The sequence below is a fragment of the Sodalis praecaptivus genome, assembly GCF_000517425.1.
GTDB classification, from domain to species: domain Bacteria; phylum Pseudomonadota; class Gammaproteobacteria; order Enterobacterales; family Enterobacteriaceae; genus Sodalis_A; species Sodalis_A praecaptivus.
The window spans coordinates 1,888,321-1,906,325 of record NZ_CP006569.1; the positions used below are offsets into that span (position 1 = coordinate 1,888,321).

General features: G+C 55.3%; 15 protein-coding genes and 1 tRNA gene. 6 read left to right on the forward strand and 10 right to left on the reverse strand.

What is annotated here, in order from left to right; genetic code table 11:
• Positions 1 to 5: 5 nt before the first annotated feature.
• Both SANT_RS08380 and SANT_RS08385 read right to left on the reverse strand, forming a co-directional pair.
• Positions 6 to 260 carry a CsbD family protein gene (locus tag SANT_RS08380; RefSeq protein ID WP_025245791.1) on the reverse strand — a complete coding sequence of 85 codons (255 nt, stop codon included), beginning with the start codon at positions 258 to 260 and terminating at the stop codon, positions 6 to 8.
• Positions 261 to 367: 107 nt separating this feature from the next.
• The gene (locus SANT_RS08385; RefSeq protein WP_025421846.1) at positions 368 to 1,000 is read right to left on the reverse strand and encodes a LexA family protein; all 633 of its coding nucleotides are present in this window, start codon (positions 998 to 1,000) and stop codon (positions 368 to 370) included.
• Positions 1,001 to 1,137: 137 nt separating this feature from the next.
• Here SANT_RS08385 and SANT_RS08390 point away from each other — a divergent pair, with 137 nt between their 5' ends.
• Positions 1,138 to 2,112 carry an ATP-binding protein gene (locus SANT_RS08390; protein WP_025421847.1) on the forward strand — a complete coding sequence of 325 codons (975 nt, stop codon included), beginning with the start codon at positions 1,138 to 1,140 and terminating at the stop codon, positions 2,110 to 2,112.
• Between the two features lie 41 nt (positions 2,113 to 2,153).
• Here SANT_RS08390 and putA read toward each other — a convergent pair whose 3' ends face one another.
• Positions 2,154 to 6,101 carry a trifunctional transcriptional regulator/proline dehydrogenase/L-glutamate gamma-semialdehyde dehydrogenase gene (gene putA / locus SANT_RS08395; RefSeq protein ID WP_025421848.1) on the reverse strand — a complete coding sequence of 1,316 codons (3,948 nt, stop codon included), beginning with the start codon at positions 6,099 to 6,101 and terminating at the stop codon, positions 2,154 to 2,156.
• Between the two features lie 660 nt (positions 6,102 to 6,761).
• On the opposite strand from putA, the gene phoH reads away from it, so the two are divergent.
• Positions 6,762 to 7,553 (forward strand): phosphate starvation-inducible protein PhoH, encoded by a 792-nt coding sequence (phoH, locus tag SANT_RS08400; protein ID WP_025421849.1) that lies wholly within the window; start codon positions 6,762 to 6,764, stop codon positions 7,551 to 7,553.
• Positions 7,554 to 7,611: 58 nt separating this feature from the next.
• Here phoH and SANT_RS08405 read toward each other — a convergent pair.
• The 4 genes from SANT_RS08405 to SANT_RS22895 form a co-directional block, all read right to left on the reverse strand.
• Positions 7,612 to 7,701: transfer RNA gene (locus SANT_RS08405), tRNA-Ser, on the reverse strand.
• Between the two features lie 415 nt (positions 7,702 to 8,116).
• The gene (locus SANT_RS08410; protein WP_335328939.1) at positions 8,117 to 8,869 is read right to left on the reverse strand and encodes an ATP-grasp fold amidoligase family protein; all 753 of its coding nucleotides are present in this window, start codon (positions 8,867 to 8,869) and stop codon (positions 8,117 to 8,119) included.
• Positions 8,870 to 8,945: 76 nt separating this feature from the next.
• Positions 8,946 to 10,259 (reverse strand): flippase, encoded by a 1,314-nt coding sequence (locus SANT_RS08415; protein WP_025421851.1) that lies wholly within the window; start codon positions 10,257 to 10,259, stop codon positions 8,946 to 8,948.
• 272 nt (positions 10,260 to 10,531) lie between these two features.
• Positions 10,532 to 11,380 (reverse strand): winged helix-turn-helix domain-containing protein, encoded by an 849-nt coding sequence (locus SANT_RS22895; protein ID WP_025421852.1) that lies wholly within the window; start codon positions 11,378 to 11,380, stop codon positions 10,532 to 10,534.
• A 418-nt stretch (positions 11,381 to 11,798) separates the two neighbouring features.
• Here SANT_RS22895 and SANT_RS08425 point away from each other — a divergent pair, with 418 nt between their 5' ends.
• Together SANT_RS08425 and SANT_RS08430 are read left to right on the forward strand one after the other, a co-directional pair.
• Positions 11,799 to 12,218, forward strand: a complete 420-nt coding sequence (locus SANT_RS08425) for a hypothetical protein (RefSeq protein WP_038668396.1) — start codon at positions 11,799 to 11,801, stop codon at positions 12,216 to 12,218.
• Positions 12,219 to 12,494: 276 nt separating this feature from the next.
• A complete protein-coding gene (locus tag SANT_RS08430; protein WP_025421854.1) occupies positions 12,495 to 13,052 on the forward strand; it encodes a TorD/DmsD family molecular chaperone in 558 nt (185 codons plus the stop codon).
• Between the two features lie 423 nt (positions 13,053 to 13,475).
• Here the strand turns inward: SANT_RS08430 and SANT_RS08435 are convergent, their stop codons facing one another.
• From SANT_RS08435 to mdtH, 3 genes are all read right to left on the reverse strand, one after another.
• Positions 13,476 to 14,042, reverse strand: a complete 567-nt coding sequence (locus tag SANT_RS08435; RefSeq protein ID WP_025421855.1) for a lipoprotein — start codon at positions 14,040 to 14,042, stop codon at positions 13,476 to 13,478.
• A gap of 109 nt (positions 14,043 to 14,151) precedes the next feature.
• A complete protein-coding gene (gene grxB, locus SANT_RS08440; protein WP_025421856.1) occupies positions 14,152 to 14,799 on the reverse strand; it encodes a glutaredoxin 2 in 648 nt (215 codons plus the stop codon).
• Positions 14,800 to 14,939: 140 nt separating this feature from the next.
• Positions 14,940 to 16,157 carry a multidrug efflux MFS transporter MdtH gene (gene mdtH / locus SANT_RS08445; protein WP_025421857.1) on the reverse strand — a complete coding sequence of 406 codons (1,218 nt, stop codon included), beginning with the start codon at positions 16,155 to 16,157 and terminating at the stop codon, positions 14,940 to 14,942.
• A gap of 279 nt (positions 16,158 to 16,436) precedes the next feature.
• Here mdtH and rimJ point away from each other — a divergent pair, with 279 nt between their 5' ends.
• Positions 16,437 to 17,021 carry a ribosomal protein S5-alanine N-acetyltransferase gene (rimJ, locus tag SANT_RS08450; RefSeq protein ID WP_025421858.1) on the forward strand — a complete coding sequence of 195 codons (585 nt, stop codon included), beginning with the start codon at positions 16,437 to 16,439 and terminating at the stop codon, positions 17,019 to 17,021.
• 17 nt (positions 17,022 to 17,038) lie between these two features.
• Positions 17,039 to 17,956: a Gfo/Idh/MocA family protein gene (locus SANT_RS08455; RefSeq protein ID WP_025421859.1), complete on the forward strand. Its 918-nt coding sequence runs from the start codon at positions 17,039 to 17,041 to the stop codon at positions 17,954 to 17,956.
• The last annotated feature ends 49 nt before the right edge of the window (positions 17,957 to 18,005 follow it).

The window sequence follows — 18,005 nt, forward strand, 5'->3', positions numbered from 1 at the left end:
GAGGCTTATCGACGGCTTGAGCCCAGAATTTTTGCCAACAGGAACCCTACGCCGCCGGCTATAAGCAGTGCAGGCACCGGATCTTTGCTGGTCTTTTCTTTAACGCTGTCGACATAATCATTAAAGGTATACGACGCCTGAGCGGCTTTTTGACGTATTTTCCCTTCAAGGGTGAGAGAATCATCGTCCGTTGCTTTGCCAAACGCTTCCTGGCCTTTCCCCGCGAATTCTTCAACTTTATCTTTGGCTTTATCGTACATAGTTCTCGTCCTTTGCAAGTGGAAACGTTTTAAATATAGACCAAAATGGCGGTTTTGCAGGAGCCAGGGCAAAGCGGCAAGCTAAAGGCGTCTCTCGTCCTGCGCCATCAGCGCTTGCGCCGGTAGATCCGATGCTCAACCATGGTGCCAATAACCCGGATAGGCAGGGTATCGGAACGCAGAATCGGATAATCGGTATTAAGCGGGACGAGTTCAAACACCTGCTCACCTTGGGCATTGAACGACACCGGCCGGTATTTCTTGAACGTGGCTTCATGATCGCCGTTTTTCGCCACCACGAACTCTCCCGGGTGCGGCTCGATGTCCGGGTCGATAATAACCACATCGCCGGTATGGAACGACGGCGCCATGGAATCGCCTTCGATTTTAAGGGCGAACGCCTCGTTGGACCAGTTCATATCGGTCAGCACATATTCAAAATCGCCATCAACGCCGGTGATGGGCGCTTTTTCGGCAAAGGCACCCGCCTGTACCACATTAATCAGCGGGATTTTCCGGCTGCCGACTTCGGCGCGGCTGAGCAGGGGGCCGCCATTCATTAACCAATCGGGGCTGCATTGTAGAGCACGGGCGATGCCGACGATGTTGCGCGGCTTGCTGGTTTTGCCCTCCTCGATACTGCCCCAGGATTGCTGGCGAATACCGGCAAGATCGGCCGCTTTTACTTGCGTCAGGCCCAGTTGCCGCCGTCGTTTTTTAACGCGTTCAGCTAAAGTCATCTTTGTCCTCCTGAGAGTATGATACCGCCAAAACTGTATTTGACAACCCCGCTTAGCGGGTTTTTAATACAGTTTAAACTGTATTTTGCGGCTATTATCAGGTTTTCCTGTTTTATGGCCGTGAGCGCGAGGTGGGTATGCTCAATACGCTAACTGAAGAAGAGTTCTTTTCCGGGCTGTATCAGGTGGTGCATCCCTCCACGCCGGTGGCCCAATCGCAGGGCCTATGCGGCCGCCAGCGGGAATGGCGTTTGCTTGAACAGGCGCTGAGCGCGCCGGGGCGCCATGCGCTGGTGTATGGTGCGGCCGGCATCGGAAAAACGTCGTTAGCCCATACGCTGGTGGCGCATCATGGGCTGCGCTGCCCGCCGGTCAAAATTAGCTGCGACCCGGATTCGACGCTATTAAGCCTGATGAAACATGCGCTTACGCTTGGCGATAGCGGTATGAGTCGGCGCCATGAATCGGTTTTCGGCGCTCGGTTTTCGCTGGCGGGCAGCGGCGTAAAATTTGAAAAGAAAGTTGTCGAGCAGCAAGGCGCGGCGGCCATTGAGGACAATGCGACGGTGGTGACGGCGCTGGAGGCGTGGGGAAAACGTTTGCAATCGCCTGTATGGTTGATTATCGACGATCTCGATAGGATGGCGCGTATCGAAGAGCGGCGCGGTTTTCTCACCCTGTTCAAGCAACTGGCGGACCGGGCATGCCCGGTGAAAATGATCCTGGTCGCCCGCGGGGAGCAGCCGGAAGGGGTGTTTGGCGCCGGTGAAGCGTTTACTCGTCATCTGTCGCCCGTCAAGCTGGCGCCGCTTACGCTTAAGAACGGCTATGAATTTATTTCTCTTTGTCTGGACTCCTTCGGACTTTTGCTGGTGGAACGGCTGAAATGGCGGGTGGCCCAGGCCTGCGCGGGGCATCCGCGCAAGCTGCATCAGGTGTGTGAGCGCCTGTTGATAAGCGCCTGGGAGCGGGGCGGGCGGCACATTACCCCCCAGCAGTGCCACTACGCCCTGCAGTGTGTGCGGTGCGTAGGGCCTGCGCCGGCGGGCGCGGGGGGGCACGACGCGTCACAATCGGGGGACGCACCCGTGGCTCGTCCAGAGGACGTTTAGGCACAGGACGCGTCCCTATGAGGCGCAGGCAACCATCCCCTTTAGCCGATAGTCATCAGTGTGGCATTGCCGCCCGCGGCGGCGGTATTGACGCTGATTGCGCGTTCGATTAACAACCGTTCCAACGCGATCTGGCCGTCGCCGCGTGCGTAACCTTGTACCGCTATCAACGGGCCAGGACGCGCGGCAAGCGTTTGTGCCAGACTTCGCAATTGATCGGAGTCACCATGGAACAGCACGGCATCCAGCGTGACGTTCTCCTGGCGCCAGTCCGTCAGCAGCGTGATACGCTGCTGGACAGGCTCGGGCAACGCGGCGAACAGCCGGCGGCACGGTGGCGACGACGCCCACAGCGCCCGGGCGCCAATGCTGGTGACCGCCGCCAGTTGCCTCAACAGGTCAGGCTCCTGGTCCGCGAGGCACAAAATGCGCTCGCGCGGCAGCAGCCGATAGCTGTTTTGTTCACCGGTGGGGCCGGTAAGCAAACGCACGCTGCCGGCCTGGGATAGTTCGCCCAGGCGCCGACAGGGCGCGGCAAGCGCCGGATGATGCGTTTCCAGCCAGGCGACCAGGGCAGGGTGTGCCTGCTGTAACCTTGCCCGTTGGCTGAAATCCGGTGCCTGTACCGCATCCAGCGCCTGCAGCGCGGGCAGTACCGCATCATCACGTCGCTGGGACAGTAAGCGGTACAGATACAGCGGGCCACCGGCCTTAGGACCGGTTCCCGATAACCCTTCGCCGCCAAACGGCTGAACGCCCACCACGGCGCCGACGATATTGCGATTGATGTAGCAATTGCCGACGCGCGCCCGCTCGGTCACGCGGTGGATAGTCTCATCTATACGGGTATGCAGCCCTAACGTGAGGCCGTAACCGCTGCCGTTAATTTTGTCGATGATGCTATCGAGCTCGCTGCGCCGATAACGCACCACATGCAGCACCGGCCCAAAGATCTCCTCGGTAAGTTCGTCGACGCTGTTAAGTTCTATCAGGGTCAAGGGCACAAAGGTGCCCTGGGCGCCACAGGCGGCATCGGGTGCATCGGTTTGCCAGACGGCGTGGCCCCGCTCGCGCAGAGCGGCGATGTGGTTATCGATGGTCGCTTTAGCGCTGGCGTCAATAACCGGGCCGACATCGGTGGCAAGGCGTTCCGGGTTGCCCTGCGTGCATTCAGCCATGGCGCCGCGCAGCATACGCAATGTCCGATCGGCGACATCTTCTTGAATACACAGCAACCGTAGCGCCGAACAGCGCTGGCCGGCGCTGTCGAAGGCCGAGGCCACGACGTCGGTGACAACCTGTTCCGTCAGCGCGGAAGAGTCCACCACCATGGCGTTAAGACCGCCGGTTTCGGCAATCAGGGGTATCGGTCGACCCTGCGGATCCAATCGCTCGGCAAGGGTATTTTGCAGCAGTCTGGCCACCTGCGTCGAGCCGGTGAACATGACCCCCCGAACGCGCGGGTCCGCCACCAGCGCGGCACCGACGGTTTCCCCCTCGCCGGGCAGCAGTTGCAGCACGCCTTCAGGCACGCCGGCCTCCAGCATCAGCGCTACCGCCCTGGCGGCGATCAGCGGCGTTTGCTCCGCCGGTTTGGCCAATACCGTATTTCCCGCCGCCAGCGCGGCGGCGATTTGGCCGGTAAAAATCGCCAACGGGAAATTCCAGGGGCTGATGCACACTACCGGCCCGAGCGGACGGTAGCTGTCGTTATCAAAATCCCGCGCTATCTGACAGGCGTAGTAGCGTAGGAAATCCACCGCTTCGCGCACCTCAGCCACGGCATTGCTAAAACTCTTGCCCGCCTCACGCACCAGCAGGCCGATGAGCGGCTGCATCTCCGCTTCCAGACGGTTAGCGGCCTCTTGCAGCACCGCGGCGCGTTCGGCGGGCGGGGTGGCGGACCAGAGCGCACCGTGATGAGCGGCGGCGGTCAGCGCCTGCGTCACCTCTTCACGCGTGGCGGGGCGGCATTCACCCACGACATCCCGACTGTCCGCCGGATTACGCACCGGATGCAGCGGCCCGTCGCTCGCCTCGCCGACGATGACCGGCGCGGCCCGCCAGGTTTGATGTTCACTATTAAGCAACGCGGCCGAGAGGGACGCCAGACGGTGCTCATTGGCCAGATCCAGGCCGGCGGCATTGCGCCGCTGCGGCCCATAGAGATCGCGCGGTAAAGGGATCTTCGGATGGGGCAGGCCCGCGCGTCCTTCTCGCGCCGCGAGCGCGGTCACCTCCTGCACCGGATCGGCGATGAGCTGCTCCAGCGGCACGGTGGTATCGGCGATGCGATTGACAAACGAGGTATTGGCGCCATTTTCCAGCAAACGCCGCACCAGGTAGGCCAGCAGCGTTTCATGCGTGCCGACGGGGGCGTATATCCGGCAGGGTCGGTTGAGTTTGCCATCGGCGATTTTGCCCACCACCTGCTCATAAAGCGGCTCGCCCATGCCGTGCAGACATTGAAACTCGTACTGGCCCGGGTAGTAATTTTGGCCGGCGAAATGGTAAATCGCCGCCAGGGTGTGGGCATTGTGGGTGGCGAACTGCGGATAAATATAGTGGGGCACGGAGAGCAATTTGCGCGCACAGGCAAGATAGGAAAGGTCGGTATAAACCTTGCGGGTAAATACCGGATAATCCTCTAACCCTTCTATTTGCGCGCGTTTAATTTCACTGTCCCAATAAGCGCCTTTTACCAGCCTTATCATCAGGCGGCGCTGGCTGCGCTTGGCGAGGTCAATCAGCTCATCGATCACTTGCGGGCAGCGTTTCTGGTAAGCCTGAATGACGAAGCCGATGCCGTTCCAGCCCGCCAGCTCCGGTTCAAAGCAAAGTTTGGCCAGTAAATCGAGGGAAATCTCCAGCCGGTCGGCTTCCTCGGCGTCGATATTCAGGCCGATATCGTATTGCCGCGCCAGCAGGGTAAGGCGCAACAGCCGCGGATAAAGCTCCGTCATCACACGTTCATATTGGGCACGACAGTAGCGCGGATGCAGCGCGGAAAGCTTGATAGAAATCCCCGGTCCCTCGTAAATACCGCGACCGCTGGAGGCCTTGCCGATGGCGTGGATCGCCTGCTGGTAGGAAAGCAGGTAGGCCTGGGCGTCTTCCTCCGTCAGTGCGGCTTCCCCCAACATGTCGTAGGAGTAGCGGAACCCCTGTTGTTCCAGGCGGTGCGCATTGGCCAGCGCCTCGCCGATGTGTTCGCCGGTCACGAACTGTTCGCCCATGAGCCGCATGGCCATATCGACGCCCTTACGGATGAGAGGCTCGCCGCTTTTGCCGATGATGCGATTGAGGGAGCGCGACAGGCTGGCTTCATTGTGGGTCGCAACCAACTTGCCGGTAAACAACAGCCCCCAGGTCGCGGCATTGACGAACAGCGACTGGCTGCGGCCCAGATGGGTTTGCCAGTTGCCGTTGCTGATTTTGTCCCGAATCAAGGCATCGCGCGTGGCTTTATCCGGGATACGCAACAGCGCCTCGGCCAGGCACATTAACGCGACGCCCTCCTGGGAGGAGAGGGAAAACTCCTGCAACAGATCCTGGACCATTCCCGCGCGGCCACCGCTGCGCTTTTGATGGCGCAACTGATGGGCCAGTTTGCCTGCCAGCGTCTGAATGGATTCCGCCATCGGCGCCGGGTGCCGCGCCTGCTCTAAGAGCCAGGGCACCGCCTCGGTTTCCGGTCGGCGCCAGGCGGCGGTGACGGCGGCCCGCGTTATCGACTGCGGCAGGATCTGCTCGGCCAGGTCGATAAACGGCTGGCGCGGCTCTTCGGTGTCTTTTGGCGCATCGTCCGCTTCCGCCTGCGCAGCCGCAAGCGGCAGGGCAAAGGTTGCACCTTGTTCCAACGCATCAAGGTAATGGAAAATGGCTTGCTTAATCAGCCAGTGTGGCGTGCGATCAAGTTGGCGCGCCGCCTGTTTGATGCGTTCACGCGCCGCATCGTCCAATTTCACGCCCATTGTGGTTGTACCCATACTCTTCCCGTTCCGCCTGTCAAATGTGACCATACTATCGCTAATGTTGCAACTTAGTGCAACCCTGTAAACAGAGGATTACTCGATGGTTAATGGCCGTTTTGCGCTGGTGATCACGCCTCACGGCGGGAACGACAGCCGAGCTTTACTGGATGCATTAGGGGCCTTAATCGGTAGCGCGGTGGGTGCTAACGGGAGCGCCGCCAATAATGACGCGCGGTTAACGGCAACTTAAATGAAAAAAAAGTTGCATTGGGACGGCAATCTGTAGCAATGTCATTATACTGAAGGCAACAAGCGGCGTTTCTACCGTGTCGTTGTCACGGTTACAATGGGGATCGCTAATGACAGTGTCCTGCTACGGGCTGAATACTGAACATCATTCCTTATCAATTACCCCCCGATGCATCGGCGGATACCGCTTCGAGACCCCTTTTCCCCCTTATTTCCCTTTCGTCATCTCGTTAGGATACCGGATCTGTTCCCTTTTACCCCCGGTGAAAGACCCACAGCGCCGTGCGTTTACCGGCGGTCGCGCAGGCCCATCACCTTCTCCATTGGCTCTCTATGGCTTGAAGGAAGCCGCAACCTCATCTGTATGTGAAGCGTAATCACATGGCCTGGTCCATGTGGAGAGTGAACAAACTGTAAGGTGCCACTATGGGAAGACAAAAAGCAGTGATCAAAGCTCGTCGTGAAGCAAAACGCGTCATTCGTCGCGAGTCACGCAACCACAAAATGCGTGAAGAGGACTCGGTCACTTCTCTTGTTCATATGAGCGGGATTGAATCAATCGGCATGGCGCGCGACAGCCGCGATACATCGGCGATAGAAGCGCGTAACGAGGTTCAGGAGCAGTACCTGACGGCCATTGAAACCAGACAGTTGATCTTCGCCACCGGTGAAGCCGGGTGCGGTAAAACTTTCCTAAGCGCCGCCAAAGCGGCGGAAGCGTTAATTCATAAAGAGGTTGAGCGGATAATCGTTACCCGGCCCGTGTTGCAGGCGGACGAGGATCTGGGGTTTCTTCCCGGCGATATCGCCGAGAAATTCGCCCCGTATTTCCGTCCGGTCTATGACATTTTGCTGCGGCGGCTAGGGTCGTCCTTTATGCAGTATTGTCTGCGTCCGGAAATCGGCAAGGTGGAAATCGCGCCCTTTGCCTACATGCGCGGCCGAACGTTTGAAAATGCGGTGGTCATTTTGGACGAAGCGCAGAATGTGACGGTCAATCAGATGAAGATGTTCCTAACCCGGTTGGGCGAGAATGTCACGGTCATCGTTAACGGCGACGTGACGCAATGCGATTTGCCGCGCGGGGTAAAATCCGGGCTGGCGGACGCGCTGGAACGGTTCCAGGAGGATGATGATATGATCGCTATCATTCGTTTCAGCCAGCAGGACTGCTTACGGTCAGCGCTGTGTCAGCGTACCCTGAGCGCCTACGGCTAACGGTGAGGTAAAGCGAAAAAAAGCCCGGGTTTGCACCCGGGCTTTCTTATTGTCATTCTGGCGGTGAGGGAGGGATTCGAACCCTCGATACACTTTCGCGTATACACACTTTCCAGGCGTGCTCCTTCAGCCACTCGGACACCTCACCACGCGTTAACCGCTGGGTCAACGGGGCGCTACTATAGGGATTCGCCCGTTTACGGTCAAGTATAATTTTGGCCACAAATACTGATTGCTCACGGCGTGAGCGTTTATTCGATTTATCATTGATGGCTATTGCCGCGCTCGCAATGGCTGCGCGATCCCGTCGGCAAATTGCCGGCCTTTACGCCATCAGGACGGCATCGTAATCTAGCAGCACGGGCAAAAGGCATTATTGCTTGCCGGGGCAAGATGGGGGAGTAAATCAACATTGAACCGCTTGAGGCTGCATGCTGGTTAAAAGAGGAAACCGCACTTGCGCTTTGAATAAATAGGCGAGTGATGCGGTTCCCGGTTGAACACGCCCGGAATAAGCGGCGAAGGCAGGATTGCGGCGTTTCACCGGCTGTTGGGCTGGCCCGTTAATCAATGAAAAAACTGCCCCACTTATGCTGTATTTCCTCTGGATAGATACGGCACAGCCCTCCGCCGGGGGTAAAGGTCAATTCACCGAAGTAGATTTTGTCGTTGGCCTCATAAAAGTCGATGCGCAGATATGAGAAATCTTTGGCTATCCGCTTGGCAAGCGAGGTCATGAGGGAAAGATGTTTCGGCTTCGCCATCGGCACCGGGCTATTTTGTAATCCCATACGAATATCGGTGCGCTGCCAGTTTTCGTCGAAAACGTCCCGGCGATGCGCGCCGAAACGATCGTAGTCAACCTGAATGAAGATATTCATCTCGCCCTGACGGTTAAAACAATGGAACTTGATATCGTTAGGCACATGCCCGTCAACCAGCAGCAGTTCCTCCACCAACAGACAGGGCTTAATGTTTTTATAGTGCTTTTCGCGCGACATTTTATAAAAACTGCTCTTGGTCCAAAACCGGGTAGTGGCGCTGAGTTCGGCAAAGGCGATCGCCGATTTATCATACACCACCTGGTTGAAGCCTGAACCGTGGTTGGCCTTGATAACAAAGGACGACGGCAGAGAGGCGAAAATGTCTTCCGTGAGCTCATCACAGCGGCAATATTGCTTGATCAAATACTCTTCACCGATGGTGGCGGCAATATAGTTTCTGACTTTGTGTTTATCCGCCAGTTCGGTGTAAATCGTTTTCGGCCATAGGTTCCGCAGCGTGATCTTTTCGCTAAACGTGGTAGGGTGAATCAAGTTTGGCCACTTTTTGAATACCCGTGAATATTTCAGCTGATGATATAATAGGTCAGGTAAAAACTTTGTAGCGGTCTTAGCGATTGGATTTAGCATAGTGTTTAACCTCAGAAATTAACAAAGGTATACTCTTGTAGGAAAAAAATATCTGGCTGGTGATAAGGCCTTTTCGGAAGAAGGCGTTGAGTATAAAAAGGGATGAAAATTCTGAAAGTAACGTGGCGAATGCTGCTCCTTCTATTCCATACAGGGGGATGAGATAACTATTAAGCGCAATGTTAAGCACGGCAATAAGCGGCATCTTTATCGCCACAAAACGAAATCCGGCATTCATGATGATCACTCGGTACGCCACGGTACCCATCACGCTAAAACAGGTAGTAACCGCGCCTATCAGCAGAATGCCGGCGGCGGCGTGGTATGCCTTCCCGTAAATCAGGTCGATAATCGGCCCGCTCATCAGGCTTACCAGTGCAAAGACGGGTATAAAGGTGCTGATGGCGATGACATAGAGTAAATGGATCAATTCATCGGCTTTACGGCTACTTTTCTCCCTGACAATGGTCGACATCATCGATGTCACCAGCGCCGAGGGAATAATTGCCCAGCCCTGGGTAATCGATTGGGCGGCACTGTAAAGGCCGACAGAATAACTGCCCAAATATTTCGCCAGCATAATTTGATCGATACGCGTATAGATGACGATCGATAAGCTGGATATCGCCAAAGGGAAACCCACCTGTAACAAATAGAGATGGTATTTTTTAATATGCTTGAGGCTTAAGTTTGCTTTCACACGCTGATTGAGCGATTTTTGTGAATAGCTAAACAGGAATCGGCGAATAATGAATGGCACGAAACTGCGGGCCACGACATAGGCAACAGCAAACCAAACCAGGCTCAGTTTAAGGTAAACAAAAGTCAGGTTCAGGATGATAAAGAGTAATAAAGCACAATTGTTAATAATTAAATTGATTTTTGACCGCAGCGTAGCGTCGAAAAAGAGTTTGTAAATATCATGAATGCTGAAAAAGGTACTCAATAGCAACAGGGCCAGAATCACGACCTCATTATGTTTCAGGTTAATCGATGCCCATATCATCAGCGCCGCGCTAAAAAACATAAACATCTTAAACTTGAGCTTGACCGAAGCCGACATAAGCCGCATGCCGGAATATTTATTTTTAGCGATACGATTGAAAAGAATGTTGTCGCTGCCCAATTGTACGAAAGGCATAATCAGGATGACGATAGAAAGCAAGTAGCTAAAAGAGCCAAAACTCGCCGGCCCCAAATAGCGGGCGACAAACATGGCAGAGATAATTCCTCCCCCGGCAAAACAGAGTTTTTCAAGGATGATCCAGAACGTATTAAAAATAATCGCCGCCATAGTTACCATTTCATAATGAGTACAAGTAAACCGCAGGGCTCGATTGTCAACTGCGACGCTTACGCCAGGCTGCGGTGACGAATATTTCGCGCTGATGTCATATAACTATATCTTGTTATTGGGCTCGACAACTGAAATCAAGATGAAATCTATTTTAGGTAAAGTTATTTCATTCGCTTATTTCATCTCTTCCTGATGTGAAATCCAAGACGGTTCGATTTCATATAAAAAAACCCGCCGCAGCGGGTTTTTGTCGCCTGTGGCGATAGGCGTTATCGTGCTGCACTGGGGTTACAGTAAAAATAGGCATCTTCCAAGCCGCCCGTGGCGCTTATGCATCGGTTGGCGTGAAGTAATACCGGGTTGTCATTTACCGAACAGATGCCAGATAAGGCGCTATAGTCGTTCCATTCTGTATTGTCATCTTGTCTGGCAGCAAGCGGGGTGTCCCCGTCAAATAAAAAAGTCAGGGCCGCAGTCAATAAAACACAGAATGTCAGACATAAAATCACTATTTTACGTTTCTGATAATAGCGCCGTTGTGCCAGAGAAAACAGGTACCGCCAGACCCCCATCCCCTGCAAGCTTTTATCGGGATAAGCATCACGATAAAGGTCGGCGGGGGTTTTGGCATGCGCGGGTAACGCCCATACGGGCTCAGCATGATCGGAAGGGTCCATATAGAGTTCATCTACGACCCTGGGGGCCTGCTGTGGGGCCGCCGGCGCCGTTGACGCCGTATCAACCGGCAGCGGTTGCGGCCGATCGTCGACGGCGGGACCCGCGTCCGTGCCGGGGAAAGCGAAAGGCGGGCTGGAGTGCATATCAAACCGATGTTTTTCTTCGATAATATAACCAACGCGCGGGACAGTTTTTATTATTTCGTGTTCTTTGTCGCCAATTTTTTTGCGAATCGATTTTATCGTTTGATTAATAGTAGAATCAGAGCAATAGGTGCCTTTCCAAATGCGGTTTACGAACTCCCCGCGCGTAACGGCTTTCGGGGAGTTTTCAACCAATAAACGCAATATTTGGTACTCTTTCCAACGAAGTCGGGTCTGCAAATCCGGGGCGACTTTCACATCAAGATTATCGATAGTGATAGTTTCAGTAAGTTTCATTTAAAAGTACCTCAGATATTTTTTTTCTTATCGTAATGCTTTCTCATAAGCTATACATGAAAATGAAAACTCAAATAATTTAATTAGATGGCAATATTTTCATTTCTTTTAAGCGTAACGAAACATAAATCCTCCTATGAAGATGAGCGGTTGTTAAGGCTAATCAAAGTTAGTTGAAGGCTTGCTAAGCTGTTAGGGTAATTATTCTTAATTTTATAGTCAATTTATCCTTTTTTAGTTTTCGGCTAACGCTTACCCGCGGCCGCAGATTAACCATAACGGCAAAAGGATTTTGTATGATATTTGTACCGTGATAATTGGCTGAAAAAAATTTATTTTGCAATGGGTTTTTGGCTGAATTTATGAAATTCAATCTAAAATATTTAACCTAATGATTTTCCATGTTTTCACACCAATAATGAAATTATCGCTAGAGAAGCGCGTGCTCAGCTTAAGAATAGAAAAACAAGTGAAATTGATGGTTTTGCTTCGTGTTTCATCAACAGCATTAGATAATGTGCAGTTTTTTATGCTGGATATGCTGGGTTCATTGGTGATATTTAGGGAGCGGCGGGCGGTGATGCGTTGGGCAAGGCTTTTGAGTGCCTCTCGGCAATTTCATCTATTTTACATAACTTATCTGAGTATTATCCTAAGGTGGCGTGGTGTGAAATATTCGACGTCTGCTGCAAACCCGGTTTTTCGCTACCTTTCTCAGGGGGAAAAAACGGTAAAAATTCGGCTATTTTTCCTGTCAAAAAAACGCGTTAATTTAGGATTTTTCCGCCCGATAGTCACCGCGGTTTATTTGTTAAACTGGAATAGGCGTATTAATTAACCTTTTTTAGTTATTCGTTTAACCTCATTCGCTGCCTTCACTTCCCCAATGCCTTGTCTTGCGTCGCAAGAGGCCAGTACTCGGCGTTTGGGGCCGCCGCAAGGCAGGAGAACTAACAGGGGGCAGCGTGGCGTCGGCCACCCCGGCGCGCGTCGTTAGCGCGATGTTTTTGCGCCGCCGCTGCCCTCTTTGTTAGCCTCTCGATGACGCGGCGGGATTGCGCATTAGACCGATCTATGACACTGTCTGCGCCGATGAACCGCTAGGGGGATAAAGATGAATGATTTTTCGCTGGTGTGCCGGGTGCTTGGCACGTTGTTTTACCGTCAGCCGCAGGATGAGGTACTCTCACCCTTGCTTACGCTTATCGCGCAGAATAAGCTCGCCGAGCATTGGCCGCTGAAACAAGACGCGCTGCTTACGCGGATGCAACAAGAGTGCGTGCCCGAGACGTTGCAGCAAGACTTTCAAGCGCTGTTTTGTGGCGAGACGCCTAAAGTTTCCCCCTACCGATCCGCCTGGTTGGACGCCGACGAACAGGACATTCGCGCCTTTTTGCTCGCCCGCGGTATGCCCTGCGGTGAGAAACCCACCGACCACTTTGGCGCGCTATTGCTGGCCGGCTCCTGGCTTGAAGATCAGGCGCAGCAGGATGAAACCGAAGCACAACGGCAGCTGTTTGACGGTTTTCTTTTGACCTGGAGCGAACGTTTTCTCGGTAAAGTGGAGGCAAATGCCGGCACCGGCTTTTATCGTGCGCTGGCAATTCTCTGTCGTGAAGCGCTGCCTGAATTACGTGACGAGCTGGGTTGCGACGTAGAGCAGGAAGGGTAACACGCCGGGGGGAGGCGCGCGTTAGGGCAATCGCTGGCGCCATATTCTGCCATGGCGTACGCCTTGATAAGTTGATTAGCGCGGCGGCATCGAAGAAGCTCCCGCTATTCAACCGCCTCACCCGCGCTCGATTACCGTTGGTTCGGCAATAAAGACATCGCCCCCCGGGCGATAGGCCGGCGCTCACGCCTTGACGGTGTGTCGCCGTCTGCACCGCTAAGGGAGGATGGGGCAATGCCCCGCGCCTTGCCGGTGCTATCGCCCCCGCCCGATTCCCACGCCGCAGCGACTTTACCGGGGGGAACGCCGCGTTATGTTGACCAACTGCCCGCTCCGCCTCAGCTGCTTACGCTCTTCACGAGGTTACGAAATAACCAGATCCGACGCGGGGCGTCACGCGTGGCAGGTTTGCCGCGGCGGGGTTTAGCGGGTAAAAGGAATCACCAGTTCACCCGGTTTGACCTCGATCCCTTTCGCCAGTTTCTTCGCCAGCGCCTCGCTTTTGCTGCGGTTGGCGTCCAGACGGTAAGCCGGCTGGGCATCGAACCAGCTCCTTAACGATTGCTGAAGATAAGGCTCCAGCGTGCGCAGCGTGCCGGTCAGTTTTTCCGGGTTGACCTGATAATTGACCAGCTGCATATCTTTGAGATAAATGGCGCCCTGCTCGGGGTCGTAGTAGGGCTGCGCTTTCAGCGTCAGCCTGACGTCAGCCTGTTGTGAACCCAGCAGGGAAACAACGTTAAAGCGGGCATTGCCGGCTAACGTCACCTTACCCGGCTCTTCCCTACCAATCTGGCTGTGCAAATCCTGTAGAACGATATCGGCCGAGATCAGGCCCGGGATACCGATGGATTTATGGAAATCATTGTGCTGCTGCAGATAGTCATTCACTTTTTGTTCGCTGAGGCTGTAATGCGTCAACCGATTACAGCCGCTCAGCAGCAGGCCGCCAAACACCACCGCCAGCGCGAAGCGTTTACCTCGTTTCATTCCTTCCCCATAGATTGTTCACCCCTCACGGCGAGGGGCGAACAGCATAACATAACTGCCTCGGGAGCGGGCAGGGGATACGCCCCGCGCGGCGCATCTCCGGCGCGGCTTATTGCGCCATACTGGACAGGAGATTCACCTGCGTCTGTTTGGCCATATTATCGCGATAATCGGCAACGCGGGTGGGCCAGTCGATGCCGGCAACGAGGGTTAACGAGCGCAGCCAGGGAAACAGGTGAATATCGTCTTCGGACAGTTCGCCGTTGCAGGCATTGGGCTGCTTAATTAACGGATCCAGATCGCGCAGCTGCTGGCTGATTTTTTTCACCAAGCCCGGCGTGTGATCCAGCAATTGCTCGAAATCCCCCAGGCTAGCCTGTTTTTTATTGATAAAATACCGGCGGGCCTGCTCGGTGGCGAACTCTTCCAGGCTCGCGCGCACAAAGCGCGGCAGCAGCAGGCGCTGCGCGGTGTCGCTAATGTCCTTTAGCCATTTGCCGATGGCGGGCTGTGTCGGGCCAGTCAACAGCGGGCGCCGGTCAAGGTTGTCAATATAATGGACGATGTCCATGCTTTCCGGCATGTAGCTGCCGTCATCTTTTTGCAAGATCGGCACCATTTTCTGCCCCACCATGGCGATGGGGGTGGTTTCATCGTCATTCGCCAGCACGTGCAACGCGATGGGAATATTTTTAAGACCAAAGATCATGCGGGCTTTGACGCAAAAGGGGCAGTGCTCGTAAATGTATAATTTCATGATGTCGGCATCCTCCCGTGGGGTATTGGCGCCTACTGCGCCAATAAGGTACATAAGGAATAAAGTATGGGTAACTTTACGCCCGGGATCAACCGCAGCGCCGGCAAAGGGGGAAAGCCGCCACCCTGGCGTGCACGCCGTCAGGAGCCTTCACCCCGACCGTTGAGCATCGCGGGCTCAATGGGACGCTGCTGAAATTGCCGGTACAACCCCAGCAGGGTAATAAAACCTATCAGCCCCAACATGAACCAGGGAAGCTGCGGAATCTCCAGACGGTTGCCGACATCATACAGCCAGCCGCCGCCGCTATAGCCGATGGCGCCGCCCAGCGCCAGGCCCAGGCGGCTAAATCCCATATAGCTGCCGCGGGCGCGGTTGTCCGCCAGCGACGCGCCCAACGTTTCCCGCGCGGGTTCGGCAATGATAGAACCGATGTAAAACAGCCCGATTAACATGAACAGCGCGCGCAGATCCTGGATCAGGCCGATAGGGAACAAACTCAGCAGCATGACGGTCAGCCCCGCCATTAGTCGGGTTTCCAACCTGAAGCGCTTTTCGCTCCAGCGGGCAATGGGGTAGAGCAACGACAGCGACAGGGCCGCTTCGATAGCATACATCCATTTCACCGCCGCGGGCTGGCCCGCCACCTCGTTGACGCGGATCGGCAGCATTAGCATCACCTGTACCGAAAGCATGTAGTAGCCGGTCAAGGTTAACACGTAGGTCACGAAGCGCTGGTCGCGCAGCACCCGGCGCATGCCTTCCAGCATCGGCGCGCGTACGGTGGAGATACGGTACCCCGGCAGCAGCCAGGCGTTAAAGATGGCGGCGAATACGAACAGTACTGCGCCGGCCAGGCACACCAATTTGAAATCATAGCGCAGCAGCCAACTGCCGAGCAGCGCACCGATTACGGCGCAGGCGCTGTCTTGCATCATTAACAGCGAATAGAAGCGCCCTCGTTCCCAAGGGCGCGTCAATTTAATCACCAGCGCCGTGCGGGGCGGATCAAATAGGGTGCCCCCCAAGGCGGAGAGCGCACAGGAGAGCCAAAGCAGCCAGGGCTCGTCGGCAATGCCCATTAATACGAACCCCAGGGCGCGCATCAGCATCCCGGCGACGATCATCGGCTTCGCCCCCAGTCTGTCGGCAAAGGCGCCGCCAAAAATACCCAGCCCCTGCTGGATAAACTGCCGCAGGCCGAGGGCGATACCCACCAGCAGCGCGGCCCAGCCGAGTTGATCGACAAACCGTATGGAAATGAGCGGGAAGACGACATAAAAGCCCATCACCACCAGCATATTATCCATTAACAGAAAATATTTACCCAAGCTCCTAGCTTGCGAGACCGACGACATGCTCCACCCTAAATTGCAATAAAGACGAAGAGGACAGCCTATTCTGAACGGAATATTTGATTAGCGATAGTGTGCTTAGGGATGATATTTTTTAATAGCGCGGAATTAGCAAAGCATATACTTTATTAACACGATTATATTATTGTTTATAAGTGGCGCAGCGCCCCGGTCAGCATAAAACGCGGCATGAGGCTTAGGTGAAACAGACCAGCGGATAGGGTACCGCTGCGTTGACAACCGCGTCGGTTCAGGTAGGCAAAACGGGAGGGCGGAGGAAAGATGTTCGGCTATCGCTCAGCATCGCCAAAGGTGCGGCTGGTCACCGATCGGCTGGTGGTACGTCTGGCCAATGAACGGGACGATTACCGTCTGGCGGAGTACTATGCGGCTAATCGGGATTATCTCAAACCCTGGGAGCCGATACGCGACGAGAGTCACTGTTATCCCTCAGGCTGGCAGGCGCGTCTGGGAATGATTAACGAAATGCATCGACAGGGCAGCGCCTATTATTTTGTCCTGCTCGATCCGCTGGAAACGGAAATTCGCGGAGTCGCCAATTTCAGCAATGTGCTGCGTGGCTCGTTCCATGCCTGTTTTCTCGGCTATTCGCTCGGAGAAATGTGGCAAGGGCAGGGGCTGATGTTTGAAGCGCTGCAGGCGGCCGTGCGCTATATGCAGCGGCAGCAGCATATGCATCGAATAATGGCAAATTATATGCCTCACAATCATCGCAGCGGCAGTTTACTGGCGCGGCTTGGATTTATGCGCGAAGGTTACGCGAAAGAGTATTTATTGATCGATGGCCAGTGGCGAGACCATGTTCTGATGGCATTGACCTACAGTGAATGGACGCCCGGTCGCTAATGTTTCGGGGGAGCACTATGACATTACGGATTGGCATTATTGGCTTGGGCGGCATTGCGCAAAAAGTGTATCTGCCGCTGCTCGGCTCCGCCGCACACTGGCATTTAGTGGGCGCCTTCTCACCCAATCAGTCGCGGGCGCGGGCGCTTTGCGACAGTTATCGTATTCCCTGTTTTGCCCGGATAGATGAACTCGCAGAGCAGTGCGACGCCCTGTTTGTCCATAGCAGCACCGAAAGTCATTTCGCTGTGGTGAGCGATTTGCTCAAGCGCGGTCGGCATGTGTATGTGGATAAGCCGCTGGCGGCCACCCTCGAGCAGGCGGAAGCGCTGTTGGCGCTGGCCGCCCGGCAGCAGCGGATACTGATGGTCGGTTTCAACCGCCGCTTCGCGCCGCTATACCGGCGTCTCAAACAGGACATGCAGCACGTTGCTTCGCTGCGCATGGATAAGCATCGTAGCGACAGCGTTGGGCCGCAGAACGTGCGTTTTACGCTTTTAGATGATTATCTGCACGTCGTGGACACCGCCTTATGGTTGGCGGGCGGGACGCCGGCGTTGACCGGAGGAGTGGTACGGGACAATGGTACGGGTCAGCTGTTGTACGCCGAGCACGCGTTTCGCTGCGGCGAGGGTCTGGTCACCACCGCTATGCACCGCCAGGCGGGCAGCCAGCGGGAAACCGTCACCGCCGTGACCCGCGGCGCGCTCTATCGGGTAGAGGAGATGAGCCGTTATCAGTGGGAACGCGCGGGAACGCTAGGGGAATTGCCGGTCCCCGCCTGGCAGACGATTTTAACCCAGCGCGGGTTCACCGGCGCGGTAGAGCACTTTATTGACTGCGCGGCGAACCAGACCCCGACGTGTCTCGATGGCGAGGAGAGCATCAGCGCGCAGCGCTGGATTGAGCGACTGCTCGCGGAGCGTGAGGTTTGATGTCCGCACGCCACAACGCTCGCAGCGTAGGGCCGGGCTGTTCCCCGAC

What these genes read in the sequence shown, in the direction of transcription:
- phoH (WP_025421849.1), top strand. Translation starts at nt 6,762, where the DNA reads ATGGGAAGACAAAAAGCAGTGATCAAAGCTCGTCGTGAAGCAAAACGC.
- SANT_RS08385 (WP_025421846.1), bottom strand. Translation starts at nt 1,000, where the DNA reads ATGACTTTAGCTGAACGCGTTAAAAAACGACGGCGGCAACTGGGCCTG.
- mdtH (WP_025421857.1), bottom strand. Translation starts at nt 16,157, where the DNA reads ATGTCGTCGGTCTCGCAAGCTAGGAGCTTGGGTAAATATTTTCTGTTA.
- SANT_RS08380 (WP_025245791.1), bottom strand. Translation starts at nt 260, where the DNA reads ATGTACGATAAAGCCAAAGATAAAGTTGAAGAATTCGCGGGGAAAGGC.
- SANT_RS08415 (WP_025421851.1), bottom strand. Translation starts at nt 10,259, where the DNA reads ATGGCGGCGATTATTTTTAATACGTTCTGGATCATCCTTGAAAAACTC.
- grxB (WP_025421856.1), bottom strand. Translation starts at nt 14,799, where the DNA reads ATGAAATTATACATTTACGAGCACTGCCCCTTTTGCGTCAAAGCCCGC.
- SANT_RS08455 (WP_025421859.1), top strand. Translation starts at nt 17,039, where the DNA reads ATGACATTACGGATTGGCATTATTGGCTTGGGCGGCATTGCGCAAAAA.
- SANT_RS22895 (WP_025421852.1), bottom strand. Translation starts at nt 11,380, where the DNA reads ATGAAACTTACTGAAACTATCACTATCGATAATCTTGATGTGAAAGTC.
- SANT_RS08390 (WP_025421847.1), top strand. Translation starts at nt 1,138, where the DNA reads ATGCTCAATACGCTAACTGAAGAAGAGTTCTTTTCCGGGCTGTATCAG.
- SANT_RS08425 (WP_038668396.1), top strand. Translation starts at nt 11,799, where the DNA reads ATGAAATTATCGCTAGAGAAGCGCGTGCTCAGCTTAAGAATAGAAAAA.
- rimJ (WP_025421858.1), top strand. Translation starts at nt 16,437, where the DNA reads ATGTTCGGCTATCGCTCAGCATCGCCAAAGGTGCGGCTGGTCACCGAT.
- SANT_RS08430 (WP_025421854.1), top strand. Translation starts at nt 12,495, where the DNA reads ATGAATGATTTTTCGCTGGTGTGCCGGGTGCTTGGCACGTTGTTTTAC.
- SANT_RS08435 (WP_025421855.1), bottom strand. Translation starts at nt 14,042, where the DNA reads ATGAAACGAGGTAAACGCTTCGCGCTGGCGGTGGTGTTTGGCGGCCTG.
- putA (WP_025421848.1), bottom strand. Translation starts at nt 6,101, where the DNA reads ATGGGTACAACCACAATGGGCGTGAAATTGGACGATGCGGCGCGTGAA.